9 protein-coding genes and 1 riboswitch are annotated in these 13,507 nt (G+C 66.4%); of the genes, 5 read left to right on the top strand and 4 right to left on the bottom strand.

The annotated features are described in order from the left end of the window. Window positions 1-14: 14 nt before the first annotated feature. On the top strand, window positions 15-947 hold the full coding sequence (locus C662_RS11030) for a LysR family transcriptional regulator (RefSeq protein WP_002928803.1): 933 nt from the start codon (window positions 15-17) through the stop codon (window positions 945-947). On the opposite strand, the gene trxA is transcribed toward C662_RS11030, so the two are convergent. Then, complete coding sequence (gene trxA / locus C662_RS11025) at window positions 938-1,315, bottom strand: thioredoxin (RefSeq protein ID WP_002928802.1); 378 nt, start codon at window positions 1,313-1,315, stop codon at window positions 938-940. The genes C662_RS11030 and trxA overlap by 10 nt on opposite strands. 232 nt (window positions 1,316-1,547) lie before the next feature. Between trxA and C662_RS11020 the strand changes: the two genes are divergently transcribed. After that, window positions 1,548-4,163 carry a bifunctional diguanylate cyclase/phosphodiesterase gene (locus C662_RS11020; protein WP_002928799.1) on the top strand — a complete coding sequence of 872 codons (2,616 nt, stop codon included), beginning with the start codon at window positions 1,548-1,550 and terminating at the stop codon, window positions 4,161-4,163. Window positions 4,164-4,187: 24 nt separating this feature from the next. On the opposite strand, the gene metH is transcribed toward C662_RS11020, so the two are convergent. The 3 genes from metH to C662_RS11005 form a co-directional block, all read right to left on the bottom strand. Then, window positions 4,188-7,937: a methionine synthase gene (gene metH / locus C662_RS11015; RefSeq protein WP_002928798.1), complete on the bottom strand. Its 3,750-nt coding sequence runs from the start codon at window positions 7,935-7,937 to the stop codon at window positions 4,188-4,190. Between the two features lie 76 nt (window positions 7,938-8,013). Beyond that, window positions 8,014-8,088, bottom strand: a riboswitch (S-adenosyl-L-homocysteine riboswitch). A gap of 296 nt (window positions 8,089-8,384) precedes the next feature. Next, the gene (locus tag C662_RS11010) at window positions 8,385-9,041 is read right to left on the bottom strand and encodes a hypothetical protein (RefSeq protein ID WP_002928797.1); all 657 of its coding nucleotides are present in this window, start codon (window positions 9,039-9,041) and stop codon (window positions 8,385-8,387) included. 18 nt (window positions 9,042-9,059) lie between these two features. Continuing rightward, complete coding sequence (locus tag C662_RS11005; protein ID WP_002928792.1) at window positions 9,060-9,554, bottom strand: hypothetical protein; 495 nt, start codon at window positions 9,552-9,554, stop codon at window positions 9,060-9,062. A 509-nt stretch (window positions 9,555-10,063) separates the two neighbouring features. On the opposite strand from C662_RS11005, the gene C662_RS11000 reads away from it, so the two are divergent. The 3 genes from C662_RS11000 (at window position 10,064) to C662_RS10990 (ending at window position 13,479) form a co-directional block, all read left to right on the top strand. Next, entirely contained in the window at window positions 10,064-11,092 is a 1,029-nt protein-coding gene (locus tag C662_RS11000; protein ID WP_002928790.1) for an amino acid ABC transporter substrate-binding protein, read from the top strand. An 89-nt stretch (window positions 11,093-11,181) separates the two neighbouring features. Beyond that, window positions 11,182-12,366, top strand: coding sequence for an amino acid ABC transporter permease (locus C662_RS10995; protein ID WP_037982510.1), 1,185 nt, complete (start codon window positions 11,182-11,184; stop codon window positions 12,364-12,366). A gap of 15 nt (window positions 12,367-12,381) precedes the next feature. Beyond that, window positions 12,382-13,479, top strand: coding sequence for an amino acid ABC transporter permease (locus tag C662_RS10990; protein WP_002928785.1), 1,098 nt, complete (start codon window positions 12,382-12,384; stop codon window positions 13,477-13,479). Window positions 13,480-13,507 lie beyond the last annotated feature (28 nt).

Raw genomic sequence — 13,507 nt, 5'->3', positions numbered from 1 at the left:
TTGGATGGAACCTCATGGCGAACGCAAATATCGATCTCAACTTCAAGCACCTGCGCTACTTCTGGATGGTGGCCCGTGTGGGCTCGATCGCAGGTGCGGCGCGGATGCTGAACCTGGCACCGCATTCGATCAGCGCCCAACTCGCGACCTTCGAGGCTACGCTCGGCGTGACCCTGTTCCGGCGTGCCGGTCGCCGGCTCGAACTCACCGAAGCGGGCGAGCGCATCCTCGGCCACGCCGAAGAAATCTTCGCGCTGGGCGAGCAGGTGGTGGAGATCGTGCGCGACGACGGGCTGCGCCGCGACTTGCCGTTCCGGATCGGCATCCCGGACAGCATGCCCAAGTCGGTGGCCCACCGCCTGATCGAGCCGGCGCTGCGCGTCGACCGGCCGGGGCGGTTGGTGTGCCGCGAGGCGCCACTGACCGAGCTGCTGGGCGAGCTCGCGCTGCGCCGGCTCGACCTGATCATCGCCGATCGCGCGATGCCTGCCGAGGTCGGCGTGCGCGGCCACAGCACCCTGCTCGCCGAAAGCGGGCTCACGGTATTCGCGGCGCCAAAGTTGGTGCCCACCCTGCAGGGGACCTTCCCCGCGATGCTGGACGGCGCCCCCTTCCTGCTACCGGGGCAGGACGTCGCCCACCGCGCAGCCATGCTGCGCTGGTTCGAGGAGCGCCAGTTGCAGCCCGACGTGATCGCCGAGTTCGACGACAGCGCACTGCTGAAAGCCTTCGGCCAGGGTGGCGCCGGACTGTTCGCAGCACCGACCATGATCGAACCCTACGTGCGCGCACAGTATGGTGTGATGCGCCTCGGTGAGATGGCGGAGGTACGCACGCGGGTGTACGCGATCACCACCGAACGCAGGCTGTCGCACCGGGCCATGAAAGCCATCCTCGACAACGCATCGCCCGACGACGATGCGGCCGGCGGTGCAGGTCAGCCCTGAGCCTGGCCTGCCTGCTGGGCTGCGATCTCGGCGCGCACCTGCTCCATGTCGAGGCCGCGCACGCCCTGGATGACCTGTTCGAGCGCGCTCGCCGGCAGGGCACCGGACTCGCGGAACACCATGACACCCTCGCGGATCACGGCGATGGTGGGGATGGAGCGGATCTGGAATGCGGCGGCAAGATCCTGCTGCGCCTCGGTGTCGATCTTGCCAAAGACGATATCCTGATTGGCCTCGGCCGCAGCCTCATACACGGGTGCAAAGTTGCGGCAGGGGCCGCACCAAGCGGCCCAGAAGTCGAGGAACACGATTGCGTTCTGTTCGACCGTGTCGTTGAAGTTGTCGGCGGTGATCTCGAGCGTGGACATGACAGCCATTCCAGGAAAGTCAAACCCGCATGATACACGCGAGCCCGTCCGCTCCCTCGCTCACCCACCGCGATGGGTCTTCGCAGGAGCGGCGCCAGCCACGCGCCACGGGTCGATCGGTTCGTTTGCCCCAGATGCACTGCCGGGCACGCAAGCAGCATGACGTTCCGCGCGACAGCGCCCATAATGGGGACAAGAAACACTGAATCCGCATATTCATCCGGCAATCCGCATGTCCCGCCCCGCCACGCTCCGCGACGTCATCTTCAAACGCCTGCTGCTGCTCGTCACGGGCGGCCTGCTGGCGGTCATGGCTGCCGTGGTCGGGCTCATCGTGCTGCCACTGCACGAACGCCTGACTGCCAGCGAGTTCACCCGCGTCGCCGACCTGGTCGAAAACACGCTGCGCGAGACGGTCGAACTGCCCAGCCAGATCCTGCCCTCGGCAGCCGAGTGGCTTGCAGGACAGAAAGCACCCTTCGATGACACGCAGGCCGCCGAACGCTACTTCAAGCCTCTGCTGAGCCATGTCCGCAACATCAGCTCGATCGTGATCGGCAACGAGGAGGGCCGCGGCTGGATGCTGCTGCGCCTGCCTGACGGACGGTGGCGCAGTCGCAGCACCGACCTTCCAGGCACGGGCAGCGAACACCTCATCGTCGAGGAGGACGTTGCCGGCAATCGTAGCGAGCACTGGCAGACGCTCGACTACGACGCCCGCTCGCGGCCTTGGTACGAGGGCGCCGTCCGCCCAGGCACCGTGCGCTACTGGACGCCTCCATACACCTTCTACACCACCGGCCAGCCGGGCATCACGGTTTCCCAGGCCGTCAGCTTGAGCGATGGCAGCCAGGGGGCGATCGGTCTCGACATCCTGCTTGCCGAACTGTCGACGCGCACGCGAGAGGCACGCATCGGTGCAAGCGGCAGCACGCTCGTGCTCACCGAGGGAGAGCTGGTGCTGGCGCTGCCACGCCGCCCCGACCACATCGCCGAGAGCGACTGGCTGGGCACACTGATGCTCCCCGCCAGTGCGCTAGGCCAGCCCAGCATCAACGACGCGCTGTCGCTGTGGCGCCAGGCTGGCCGTACGCGCTTCTCGGCGAGCCGCTTCAACTCGGAAGGGGAGGACTGGATTGCGGCAATGACACCGTACGAGGTGGGCGAGCAGCGCCTTTGGGTACTCACTCTCGCCCCCGCCCGCGAGTTCGAGCCGGCATGGTCGCTCATCGGGCTCACCATCGCCGCGACACTCGGCATTCTGATCGGCGTCGCCGCCGTCATCGCGCAGCGGCAGGCACGCACGATCGCTGCACCGCTCGAGATGCTCGCAGTGCAGGGCAAGCGCATCGGAGCGCTCGACTTTTCCCGGCCGCCCCCACTGCGCACGCGAATCGCCGAGCTCGCCCAACTGAGCACCACGCTCGACGAGATGCGAACCCTGCTCGGCCGCAACCAGACGGCGCTGGCCACCCAGGCCGGTCAGCTGCAACTGCAGGTGGAGGAGTTGCAGACGGCCGAGCATCGCATCCACGCCCTCGCCTACTTCGACCCCCTCACCCAGCTACCCAACCGGCGGCTGCTGATGGACCGTCTCGCCCATGTCCTCGAGGCCGGCAGGCGCCGCACCAGCCACTGCGCGCTGCTGCTGCTCGATCTCGACAACTTCAAGGTGCTCAACGACACCCTCGGCCACGACCATGGCGACGAACTGTTGCGCGAGGTCGCCCGGCGGCTCTCGCAGGCGGTTCGCAGCGGCGACACCGTCGCCCGCCTGGGCGGCGATGAGTTCGTCGTGATCCTGGAGGACTTGAGCGAAGACCCCGACGAAGCCCGGCAGCAGGTGGGCGAGATCGGGCGCAAGATCCTGCAGGTGATCGAGCACTCTTACCAGGTACACAAGTTCAACGCCGATATCTCCGCCAGCATCGGCGCCGTGCTGTTCGGCCAGGAAGCAGGGACTGCCGAAACCGCGCTCAAGCATGCGGACATGGCGATGTACCAGAGCAAGGCGCTGGGCCGCAACTGCCTGAGCTTCTTCGGCCCCGAGCTTGCGGTGAAGCTGAGCGCGCGCGCCGGCCTCGAAGCCGATCTGCGCCACGCCCTGGAAGCGGGCCAGATCCATCTCCACTACCAGGCCGTGGTCGATGTCGACGGCAGGCTGGTCGGCGCAGAGGCGCTGATGCGCTGGAGTCACCCCGAGCGTGGGCAGGTACCACCGGCAGAGTTCATCCCCGTGGCCGAGGAAAGCGGATTGATCATTGCCCTCGGAACATGGGCGATCGAGTCCGCCTGCGATCAACTGCTGGCGTGGTCGGCGACCTATCCGCAACACGCGCTCCAGATCGCCATCAACGTCAGCGCGCGCCAGTTTCACCATGCCGATTTCGTCGCGACGGTGACGGACATACTCGGCGCCCGCAACATTCCAGGCGCCTGGATCAAGTTCGAGCTCACCGAGAGCATGCTGCTCGAGGACACTGAAACGGTGGTCGAGCGCATGCAGCAGTTGCGGGCGCTCGGCATCGGCTTTGCCCTCGACGACTTCGGCACCGGCTACTCGTCGCTGAGCTACCTGAAACGGCTGCCACTGACCGCACTCAAGATCGACCGCTCCTTCGTCCGCGATGTGTTGACGGACCCCAACGACGCGGCGATCGCGCGCACCATCATCGCCCTCGCCCATACCATGGAGTTGCGCGTGATCGCCGAGGGGGTCGAACTGCCGGCGCAGTTCGACATGCTGGCGGCCGCAGGCTGCGACCGCTTCCAGGGCTACCTGATCGGCCGCCCCGAACCCGGCACAGTCTTCGGCACCCGCCTGGAGCCCCACCCGCCCGCCGCCTGACACGGCGTCGGGCCTCTCAGCGCATCAAAGCAAGGGCGCCAGCCAGCGCGCCGCCTCCTCCACATCCATGCCGGTGCGGCGCGCCCAGTCCTCGAGCTGGTCGCGGCCGATCTTCGGGATGGCGAAGTAGTGGCTCTCGGGGTGGGCGAAGTAGAAGCCGCTCACCGCCGCTGCCGGCGTCATCGCATAGCTTTCGGTGAGATCCATGCCGATGCGCGCGCGCGCGCCGAGCAGTTCGAACAGCGGGCCCTTCACAGTATGGTCGGGGCAGGCCGGATAGCCCGGCGCCGGGCGGATGCCGCGGTACTGTTCGGCGATCAGCGCCTCGTTGTCGAGCGTCTCATCGGCCGCGTAGCCCCAGCATTCCCGGCGCACGCGCTCATGCAGCCATTCGGCGCAGGCCTCGGCCAGGCGGTCGGCCAGGCTCTTGAGCATGATGGCGTGGTAGTCGTCGTGCGCCGCTTCGAACTCGGCGAGCTTGGCCTCGATGCCCAGGCCAGCAGTCACCGCGAAGGCGCCGATCCAGTCCGGCACGCCCGACTCCTTGGGTGCGACGAAGTCCGTCAGGCACCAGTGCGGTTTGCCCGCCGGGCGTTCGTGCTGCTGACGCAGGCCGTGCCACACCATGGCAAGGTGCTTGCGGTCCTCGCCGGTGTAGATCTCGATGTCGTCACCGACCGCGTTGGCCGGGAACAGACCGAACACCGCCTTGGCCTGCAGCCAGTTCTCGGCGACGATCTTGTCCAGCATGGCCTTGCCATCCGCGAACACGTTGCGCGCGGTCTCGCCCACCACCTCGTCATCGAGAATGGCGGGGAAGCGGCCGGCGAGGTCCCAGGTCTGGAAGAAAGGGCCCCAGTCGATATAGCTCGCCAGCTCGCCGAGCTCGACGTCGATCGCCTGCACGCCGAGCATGTTGGGTCGCGGGGGCTGGTAGGGCGTGAATCCGGCCTGGTGGGCAGTGCTGCACGCGGCCACGCGCTCGGCCGTCCAATCGGTACGGAAAGCGTTGGCACGCGCTGCCTCAAGGCCGACCAGCTGCATGCCCTTCTTGCCGGCGTGCAGGACGCGGATCTTCTCGTAGTCGGCAGCGACCTCGGCCTTGAAGGCCTCGCTCTGGCCCTCGGACAGCAGTGCGGTGACCACGCCGACCGCGCGCGAGGCGTCGGGCACGTACACGACAGGCTGGTCGTAGTGCGGCGCGATCTTGATCGCGGTGTGGTTGCGGCTGGTGGTGGCACCCCCGATCAGCAGCGGCACCTCGAAACCCTGGCGCTTCATCTCGGCGGCAACGTGGGCCATCTCCTCCAGCGAGGGCGTGATGAGGCCTGATAGGCCGATGGCCTGCGCGCCATGTTCCTTGGCCGCTTCCAGGATCTTGGCTGCCGGCACCATCACGCCGAGGTCGATCACCTCGTAGCCGTTGCAGCCGAGCACCACGCCGACGATGTTCTTGCCGATGTCGTGCACGTCGCCCTTCACCGTGGCCATGATGATGCGGCCCTTGCTGCTGGCGCCGGTGCGCAGCTTCTCGGCCTCGATGTAGGGAATGAGGTGGGCGACGGCCTGCTTCATCACCCGCGCCGACTTCACCACCTGGGGCAGGAACATCTTGCCCGCGCCGAAGAGGTCGCCGACGACGCTCATGCCCGCCATCAGCGGGCCTTCGATGACCGCCAGCGGGGGCTTGCCTTCGGCCTCGAGCTTGGCGCGCACCTCCTCGGTGTCGGCGACGACGAACTCGGTGATGCCCTTGACCAGCGCGTGGCTCAAGCGCTCTTCCACCGACCACGCGCGCCAGGCGAGGTCCTGGGTGGACTCCTTGGCCTGGCCCTTCACCGTCTGCGCCAGCTCGACCAGCGCCTCGCCCGCCCCTGCACGGCGGTTCATCACCACGTCCTCGACCTTGTCACGCAGCACCGGGTCGAGCTCGTCATATACGCCGAGCTGGCCGGCGTTGACGATACCCATCGACAGCCCGGCCTTGATCGCGTGGTAGAGGAACACGGTGTGGATCGCCTCGCGCACCGGGTCGTTGCCGCGGAAGCTGAAGGACACGTTCGACACCCCGCCAGAGGTCTTGGCGTAAGGCAGGTTGTCCTTGATCCAGGCCACGGCGTTGATGAAGTCGACCGCGTAGTTGTCGTGCTCCTCGATGCCGGTGGCGATGGCGAAGATGTTGGGGTCGAAGATGATGTCTTCGGCCGGGAAGCCGGCGCCGCCTTCGGCAACGGGCTTGACCAGCAGCGTGTAGGCACGCTCGCAGATCTCCGTCTTGCGGCGGAAGGTGTCGGCCTGGCCCTGCTCATCGAAGGCCATCACGATCACCGCGGCACCATAGCGGCGCGCGAGCCGGGCCTGACGCAGGAACTCGGCCTCGCCCTCCTTCATCGAGATCGAGTTGACCACGCCCTTGCCCTGAATGCACTTGAGGCCGGTCTCGATGACCGACCACTTCGACGAGTCGAGCATGATCGGCACGCGCGAGATGTCGGGCTCGGTAGCGATGAGCTTGCAAAAGCGCTCCATGGCGGCGACCGAATCGAGCATCGCCTCGTCCATGTTGATGTCGATGACCTGGGCGCCGTTCTCGACCTGCTGGCGCGCCACCGCGAGCGCGTCGTCGAAGCGGCCTTCGAGGATCATGCGCGCGAAGGCCTTGGAGCCGGTAACGTTGGTGCGCTCGCCGACGTTGACGAACAGGGCGTCGCCGCCGACGTTGAAGGGCTCGAGGCCCGACAGGCGCAGCTTCTTCTCGATGGTGGGCACGACGCGCGGCGCGAGGCCCGCAACGGCTTCGGCAATCGCCGCGATGTGCGCCGGCGTGGTGCCGCAGCAGCCGCCGACGATGTTCACCAGGCCACTCTGCGCCCACTCGCAAATCTGGCTGGCGAGGTGCTCGGGCGTCTCGTCGTAGCCGGTGGGCGACAGCGGGTTGGGCAGGCCGGCGTTGGGGTGGGCGGACACGTGGGTGTCGCAGGCGTTGGACAGTTCCTCGACGTACTGGCGCAGCTGGTCGGCGCCGAGCGCGCAGTTGAGGCCGAAGCTGATCGGCTGCGCGTGGCTGAGCGAATTCCAGAACGCCTCCGCGGTCTGGCCCGACAGCGTGCGGCCTGAGGCATCGGTGATGGTCCCGGAGATCATCACCGGCCAGCGCTTGCCGAGATCGTCGAAGAGCTTCTCGATCGCGAACACCGCGGCCTTGGCGTTGAGCGTATCGAACACCGTCTCGATCAGCAGGATGTCGGCGCCGCCTTCGAGCAGGGCCTTGGCCGAGTCGTAGTAGTCGTCGGCAAGCGCATCGAAGCTGATGTTGCGGAAGCCGGGGTCGTTCACGTCGGGCGAGATCGACAGCGTGCGCGAGGTCGGCCCGAGCACGCCGGCACAGTAGCGCGGCTTGGCGGGGTTGTTCGCGGTGTATTCGTCGCACAGCTCGCGCACCAGGCGCGCACCCTCGACGTTGAGTTCGTAGGCCAGCGCCTCCAGCCCGTACTCCGCCTGCGACACGCGGGTGGCGTTGAAGGTGTTGGTCTCGATGATGTCCGCGCCGGCCTCGAGATAGGCGCGGTGGATGCCTGCGATCACGTCCGGGCGCGTGAGCACCAGCAGGTCGTTGTTGCCCTTGAGGTCCTTCGGGTGGTCGAGGAAGCGATCGCCGCGGTAGTCCGCCTCGCCCAGCTTTTCCTGCTGGATCATGGTGCCCATCGCGCCATCCAGGATCAGGATGCGGTCGGCGAGAAGCTGGCGGAGTTCGGTACTGCGATCGGCTTGCATGGGTCGGTCCTCGGTCGTTCGACGGTCGCCGGGCAACGCCACGCACAAAAGCGAACGGCGCCACAAACCGGCTGAAGGTTTGTGAGCGCCGTTGATCGGTTGCCGAGCCTGGCCCGCACAGGTTCGGTGGGTCGCAGCGCTCCTCGGCAAGGCTGCGATTCTAGCCGCAGTGCCGCGGCACTGCCAAGGAGGCAAGCGCGACCGGGTGGTCGCCGCTGCCGACATGCTGGCGCGAAAGCGGCGGGGTGCTCACCGTGGGAGCGGCACCCGCCGCGAGCTCTTCGGAGAATCCCCGGGACCCTGTCGCCTTCACACCCTCGCGGCTGGCGCCGCTCCTACGGCCCCCGCGCGTCGGTTTCTGCCGCAGGAGCGGCGCAAGCCGCGAGTTGTTGAAGGAGATCTCGCGCGGGAGTCGGCAGGAACCAGCACGCTCACACGCCGCCGCCCCTACCAGTACCAGGGATGCGCAAATGGATGGCGGTAGAACGGGCGCGGATACCCCCAGCCCATGCCCCACCCCCAGGGGTGGCCGTAGTAGCCTGCCCAGCCGCCGAAGAGCACACCGTCGCGCGGGTACACATAGGTCTGGCTGGTGCGCACGACCTTGTCGTCGATGAAGTGCACGTTGAACAGGGTCGCAATGCCCGGACCGTCATTGCGGACGTTCCAGTCCCACACCTCTTCGCCGGAGTTGCGGAAACGCTGCTCGGAACGATGCGTGCCGAGCAGGCGCGAGACCTGCTCCTTGTCCATGCCGCGCTCGACGCGTGCCAGGTTCTCGGGCGCGAGCGCATCCCACTGACGCAGCACGACACCGCCCGCGTCCACCTCGACCATCAGGCAGGACCAGCCATTGGGCTGAGTCGCATACTCCAGTGTGGTTGTGCCGTCCTCGTTGGACCAGCGCCGCGTCGGCTCCCCACGCTCGGCCAGCGCTTCGGCCTCGGTCGTGTATGGGCGCGGTGGTGCGAATGCGGCGCAACCGGCCAGCTGCATCACAAGCACGGCCAGTATCGCCCAGGCCAGGGCGCGCGCCACCGGCCAGGGCCACGCCGAGATGGGACTACCACCGATGCCGGTTGCCCCGCCATTGCTGTTTGCCATCTTTGCCTCCCTGCTTCGTCAGCGGCCGCGGTAGCGCGTGTATCGCCCCGTTCCCGTCACCCGTCCGTCGGTGTTGAAGGAGACGGTGAAGAAGACCGCATCGCCGCCGCTGGCCTCGCCATGGTCAATCTTCCATTCCCACACCGTCTCCTGCTTGAGCGCGAAGAACTGACTGGAGGCCGCCTTGCCGAGCAGGCGGCGAACCTGATCCGCGTTCATGCCGCGTTCGACCCTGGCAAAGGTGCCTTCGTTCAGCACCTGATCGATGCTGCGCAGGATCTGGTCCGGGCCGATGGTGATCATGAAACACTCGATTCCCTCGGGCTGACGGCTGTATTCCCAGGTCAGCGAGCCGTCCTCGTTGCGCCACTCCATGTGCGGTGGACCGAAGCGCTCGCGCACCTCCACCGCGGTCGACACGCCGGGCTTGAGCTCCTTGACGTTGATGTAGTCGCAGGCGGTGATGCCGATGGCGGACAACAGGCCGCAGATCCAGGCGAGCAGGCGTTTCATGGTGGCTCCGGTTGGCAAGGCAGCGGAACCGCCATGTTACCGCGCACTCGCCACCCAGATCCGCCCCCTCGGACGATGCATGCAGGCGGGAAGCACACTTGCCTGCGGATCTTCGCAACGCACTCTCGATCGGCATTTTGCACCGCACTGCGTGCACGTGCGATCCGAAGCGTAGCGCTGACCTGCAGGCCGCCGTGAGACGTGCCCAGCAATGGTGCGGCGAACCCTGTCCATGCGCCACGAAGGGGCTCAAGAGCTCCAGGCACGACATTCCCAATCGTAATATCAACGCCATATCAAAGACTTATTGCATTGCACAAGATTCGGCACAATTCCTGCAAAGGACGTCACGCGGCCCAGTCCTGGCCTGTATCCGTAGTTTCCCTAGCCATCTTGCGGAAGCCCGACTGCACGCGAAATACTTTGAAACACCCCCCGGAATCAACACGCCCAAGGCGGCCGGGAGTGTCCTTGCTCAGTCGGTACCCCATCCCTTCAGGAGGTGTTTGATGAAGCCTGTAAGAACTGCAGCTCTTTCCATCCTCGCCGCAACGACGCTCGGCCTGTCCTCTCATGCCAGCGCCGGCACCACGCTCGACGCAGTCATGAAGAAAGGCTACGTCCAGTGCGGTGTCAGCGACGGTCTTCCCGGTTTTTCCTTCACCGACGCGCAGGGCAACTACAAGGGCATCGACGTGGACGTCTGCCGTGCCGTCGCCGCAGCCGTGTTCGGCGATGCCAGCAAGGTGCGCTTCACCCCGCTGACTGCCAAGGAACGCTTCACGGCCCTGCAGTCCGGCGAGGTCGACGTACTGTCGCGCAACACCACCTGGACCAGCTCGCGCGATTCCGGGATGGGCCTGCATTTCGCCGGTGTCACCTACTACGACGGCCAGGGTTTTCTGGTGAACAAGAAACTCGGCGTCAAGAGTGCCAAGGAACTCGACGGCGCTGCGGTGTGCATCCAGGCCGGCACCACGACCGAGCTCAACCTCGCCGACTACTTCCGCAGCAGCGGCATGAAATACACCCCGATCACCTACGACAAGTCCGACGAGACCATCGTCGCGCTCGAGGCCGGCCGCTGCGACGTGCTGACCTCCGACCAGTCCCAGCTCTACGCCCAGCGCATCAAGCTCGCTAACCCGGAAGACTACGTGGTGCTGCCCGAGGTGATCTCCAAGGAGCCGCTCGGGCCACTGGTCCGCCAGGGTGACGACGAGTGGTTCAACATCGTGCGCTGGACGCTGTTCGCCCTGCTCAACGCCGAAGAGGCAGGCATCTCCTCGGCTAACGTCGAAAAGGAAGCCGCCAGCTCGACCAACCCCGACGTCCGTCGCCTGCTCGGCGCCGACGGTGACTACGGCAAGGACCTGAAGGTCTCGAAGGACTGGGTGGTCAACATGGTCAAGCAGGTCGGCAACTACGGCGAGATGTTCGAGCGCAACGTCGGCATGGGCAGCGAGCTCAAGATCGCACGCGGCCAGAACGCGCTGTGGAACGCCGGCGGCCTCCAGTACGCACCGCCGGTACGCTGAACGCCTCAGCTGATGCCTCATGACCCGGACGCCGCGGCAGCGGCGCCCGGGCCTCGACTGCAGCCCAACCTTCACCAACCGAGCGTCGCATGCATACTCCGGCAAGCAGCCCGCCGCCGCGGGCCTCCATGCTCAACGACCCCAAGGTCCGGGGCCTGGTGTTCCAGGTCCTCGCGATTGCAACGGTGATCGCGATCGGCTGGTACCTGTTCGACAATACCCAGACCAACCTGGCCCAGCGCGGCATCACCTCGGGCTTCGACTTCCTCGATCGCTCGGCCGGCTTCGGCATCCTGCAGGCCCTCATCCCCTACACCGAGAGCGACACATACGGCCGCGTCTTCCTCGTCGGCCTGCTCAACACCCTGCTCGTCGCCGTGCTCGGCATCGTACTGGCCACGATGATCGGTTTCATCGTCGGCATCGCGCGTCTGTCACCCAACTGGCTGATCAGCCGGCTGGCTGCCATCTACATCGAGATCTTCCGCAACATCCCGCCATTGCTGCAGATCTTCTTCTGGTATTTCGCGGTGTTGCGAGCCATGCCACCGCCACGCGACAGCCATGCGGTCGGCGACGCGATCTTCCTCAACATCCGTGGGCTCTATCTGCCTTCGCCGAGCGCAGCCGATGGGTTCTGGGCCTTCGTCACCGCGCTGGCGCTTGCCATCCTCGCCTGCGTCGTGCTGGCACGCTGGGCCAAGGCCAGGCGGGAAGCAACGGGCCAGGCCTTCCCGCTGCTCGCGGCCTGCATCGCGCTGCTGGTCGTCGTGCCCGCGGCCGCCATCGGCCTTGCCGGAACACCGCTGCATTGGAGCGTGCCGGTGCTGACCGGCTTCAACTTCCGTGGCGGCTGGGTGGTGATCCCCGAGCTCGTGGCGCTCACTGTGGCACTTTCGATCTACACCGCCGCTTTCATCGCCGAAATCGTGCGCTCCGGCATCCAGGCCGTCAGTCACGGCCAGACCGAGGCCGCGCGCTCGCTGGGACTGCGCCCGGGGCCGACGCTGCGCCTCGTCATCCTGCCGCAGGCGATGCGGGTGATCATCCCGCCGCTCACCAGCCAGTACCTCAACCTGGTCAAGAACTCGTCTCTGGCCGCTGCGATCGGCTACCCCGACCTCGTCTCGGTGTTCGCCGGCACCGCGCTCAACCAGACCGGACAGGCAATCGAGACCATCGCCATCACGATGTCCGTCTATCTCGCAATCAGCCTTGCGATCTCGATCCTGATGAACATCTACAACAAGCGCATCGCGCTGGTCGAACGCTGAGGGAGCGACACGCCGATGAGCACCACACACCACTTCAAGCCCAGCCTGCCACCGCCAGCGATGTCGGTCGGCGCCATCGGCTGGCTGCGTGCCAACCTGTTCTCCAGCCCCTTCAACACCCTGCTCACGCTCGCCTCGATCTGGTTGCTCTGGCTGACGCTGCCACCGGTGCTGAACTGGGCCTTGTTCGACGCGACCTGGAGCGGTTCCAGCCGCAGCGACTGCAGCGCCGGCGGCGCGTGCTGGGTGTTCATCCAGAGTCGCTTCAGCCAGTTCATGTATGGCTTCTACCCGGCGGAGCTGCGCTGGCGGGTCGACCTCACGGTGATCCTCGCCATCATCGGTGCCGCCCCACTGTTCTTCCGCGCGATGCCGAAGAAGTGGGTGTACGGAGTGGGCTACCTGCTCGTCTACCCCTGGCTGGCGTTCTGGCTGCTCTACGGCGGGCCCGGGCTCGACGTCGTCGAGACCAGCCAGTGGGGCGGGCTGATGCTGACCCTGGTGATCGCGGTGGTCGGCATCGCCGGGGCAATGCCGATCGGAATCCTGCTCGCGCTCGGCCGGCGCTCGGAGATGCCGGCAATCCGGGTGATCTGTGTCACCTTCATCGAGTTCTGGCGCGGCGTGCCGCTCATCACCGTGCTGTTCATGTCCTCGGTGATGCTGCCCTTGTTCCTGCCCGAGCAGGTCAGCATCGACAAGCTGCTGCGCGCACTCATCGCGGTAACGCTGTTCGAGGCCGCCTACATCGCCGAAGTGGTGCGCGGCGGCCTGCAGGCCATCCCGAAGGGCCAGTACGAGGCCGGCCGGGCGCTCGGCCTCGGCTACTGGCGGCTGATGGGGCTGGTGATCCTGCCGCAGGCGCTGAAGCTGGTGATTCCGGGCATCGTCAACACCTTCATCGCGCTCTTCAAGGACACCAGCCTGGTCATCATCATCGGCCTGTTCGACCTCTTCAACAGCATCCATCAGGCCACGGTCGACCCCGCCTGGCTGGGCTTCTCCACCGAGGGCTACGTCTTCGCCGCTGCGGTGTACTGGATCTTCTGCTTCGGCATGTCGCGCTATTCGATGCATCTTGAACGACGCCTGCATACCGGACACAAACGATAGGACCGCCCCGTCATGACCGAAAAGACGA

Source organism: Thauera sp. 28 (assembly GCF_000310145.2).
GTDB lineage: Bacteria > Pseudomonadota > Gammaproteobacteria > Burkholderiales > Rhodocyclaceae > Thauera > Thauera mechernichensis.
Note: the sequence above shows the minus strand (reverse complement) of the source record. Positions and strands in the feature narration are given on the sequence as shown.